The sequence below is a fragment of the Bacillus cereus group sp. Bce019 genome (genome assembly GCF_051781745.1).
GTDB lineage: Bacteria > Bacillota > Bacilli > Bacillales > Bacillaceae_G > Bacillus_A > Bacillus_A cereus.
This window is the reverse complement of sequence record NZ_JBPWJX010000093.1, coordinates 1-278: the sequence shown is the minus strand read 5'-3', so window position 1 is coordinate 278 and position 278 is coordinate 1. Positions and strand designations below refer to the sequence as shown.

The window sequence follows — 278 nt, the reverse complement described above, 5'->3', positions numbered from 1 at the left end:
ATCAATTTGGTGGCCTCGCCCGCTTCGTCACGGGCAGCTTCTGTGGAAAATTCGGTGTCTCCGGGCTGCGATACAGCCCGATCAGCACGCGGGAATTCGCGTGAACTCTCGGGACGGTCGTCTTGTTCCTCAACCTGTTTGCACGCTTGAAGGGCAAACAACGAAACAGAAATCGCCAAGAGGAATGGTAACTTAGCAGTCATTGCTGCACCTTTAGGCGCGAAAGAAGTGGGGGAAAAGCGCTTTCCGCCGCATTCGCCCGATTGCATTTACATTCC

General features: G+C 54.3%; 1 protein-coding gene. It reads right to left on the bottom strand.

Features of this window, described 5'->3' with window-relative positions; translation table 11 throughout:
- On the bottom strand, nucleotides 1-203 hold a 203-nt coding region (locus tag ACS2QP_RS27580), incomplete at its 3' end, for a hypothetical protein (RefSeq protein ID WP_438883035.1).
- Nucleotides 204-278: the final 75 nt, after the last annotated feature.